Source organism: Lentzea sp. NPDC060358 (genome assembly GCF_042725365.1).
In the GTDB taxonomy this organism is placed as follows: Bacteria; Actinomycetota; Actinomycetes; order Mycobacteriales; family Pseudonocardiaceae; genus Lentzea.
In genome coordinates this window covers 1-1865 of record NZ_JBHXCW010000450.1, presented here as the reverse complement: position 1 = coordinate 1865, position 1865 = coordinate 1, and the positions used below count along the sequence as shown (strand labels likewise).

Sequence of the window (1865 nt, the reverse complement as noted above, 5' to 3'; positions counted from 1 at the left end):
CCCGCATACAACACCGGTATGCGGGCCCTTCGGCCGCACCACCAGAAACCATCTCAGGCTCGACTCTCATCGGACAGGACCTCGACACAGGCCCTAAGGGCGGCCGTTCGGCCCGCACTTGACGATGCGGTTGATGCAGTCGCGGACGCGCTGCGCCATCTCGGCCTCGGGCCAGGCGTTGAAGAAGTCGCCGTGCATCGTGAAACCGGGACCGGAGGACAGCTTGAACTTCGCCGGGTCACCGCTCACCGGGTAGCGCAGCACCTGGCGCAGCTTCGGCACGGGCACCGGGTGCGTGGCCGGGCAGTCGCCCGCGACCGGGTAGGACATGTGGCTCTTGTGGTCGGCCGAGTCGAGGTCCTTGCCGTTCCAGCACTGCGGGAAGTCCAGGTAGGACTCGAGCATCGTGCCCGCCGGGCAGTTCACGAAGTCCTTCGAGGCACCGACGTGGCCCGCGTGCAGGCACGACCAGCGCGACTGCGTGCTGCCGTCCGGCGCGGTCGCCTTGGCGTTGCCCGCGACGATGCGCAGGCCGTGCGGCAGCGGCTGGATGCGCGCGGTCACGTCGTCGCGCACGCCCTCACCGAGGTAGTAGAACGTGGTGCCGGTCGGCTCGACGGGCTGGCCGTCGGCCATCAGCGTGGGCACCCAGTAGGACGAGAGGTCCTGCTTCGGGTTGCACGAGCTGCCGGCCTTCTCGAGGGTCTCGATCGTCGAGCGCGCGTTGGTCGACTCGTTGCCGAAGAAGCTGTGCGAGTGCGAGGCGCCCGGCAGGTTCGGGAGCACGATCGGGTCGTCCGGCAGGCGGTGCGTGAACGGGCACTCGGCGACGAACTCGGCGACGCGCACGGCGTTCGCGGGGATCGGCTCCTGCGGCGGCAGGACGACGGCGGCCTTCGTGGTCGCCGGGGCGGCCGTGGACGCGCCGGTCTGCGCGGGGGCGGGCGTCGCGGGGTCGGCCACCTGCGTCTTGGTCTGCGACGTGGTGGTCGTGGTGGTGGTGCTCGTCGAGGACGCGACCGGCGGTGCCTTCGGGGGAGTGAAGAACATCGCGTTCGCGGTCACAGCGGACGCCGCGACGCCGGCCACGGCGAGGGCGGCGATCAGGACGCGCCTCCTCATCCGTGAAGGGGTGTGGGCGTGGGTCATCGAAAGTCCTTTCGAGCAGGGCGAACCGGAACGAGGTGGGGAACGGGGAGCGGCGCGGACTCAGCCCGCGTCGCGGTAGGCCTGACCGGCCTGGTTGGGGGTGCCACCGGGGGCGTAGAGACCGGTGCCGGGCTTGTCCGCGGGCAGCGCGAACCACGCGTAGCGCTCGAGCCACGGCAGGCTCTCCATCATCGCGCTCGAGCCGCGGGCGAACGCCGCGAGCTCCGCCTGCGACGGGTAGCGCGGGGAGCCGCCCGAGAAGTCGATGAGCGCGTACTCGGTGAGCCACACGGGTTTGCCGTACTTGGCGTGCACGGCCTCGAGGTAGTTCTTCAGGTGCCCCACGGCGGCCGGGCTGAAGTCCGAGCCGTACCAGTGCACCGCGATGAAGTCGACGCGCAGACCTCTTTGCGCCGCACCGGTCATGAACCGGTCGAGCCAGCCGCCCGCCTTGTCGCCGCTGTGCGCGACGGCGGGGCTGCCGAGCCGCAGCCCGGTGGCGGCGAGCTTCGGCCACAGGTCGAGCGCCTGCTCCGGCGACATGTTGGCCTGGTCGGGGAAGTCGGGCTCGTTGAACCCGAGCAGCACCTTGCCGTTGGCCCTCGCACGGGCGATGGTCGCGTCGTCGGTGAACTTCGCGCCCCAGATCATCGGCACGAACTCCACGTTCGCCGGCGTCGGCACGCCGTCCGGGTGCACGGCCCAGTTGTAGTCTG

At 70.8% G+C, this 1865-nt stretch carries 2 protein-coding genes; both read right to left on the bottom strand.

Annotated features, from left to right (window positions below):
* Window positions 1-93 precede the first annotated feature (93 nt).
* The gene (locus ACFWGZ_RS40765; RefSeq protein ID WP_382456936.1) at window positions 94-1122 is read right to left on the bottom strand and encodes a DUF1996 domain-containing protein; all 1029 of its coding nucleotides are present in this window, start codon (window positions 1120-1122) and stop codon (window positions 94-96) included.
* Window positions 1123-1209: 87 nt separating this feature from the next.
* Window positions 1210-1865 (bottom strand): glycoside hydrolase family protein (locus ACFWGZ_RS40760; protein WP_382456935.1); only part of this gene is annotated, 656 nt, incomplete at its 5' end.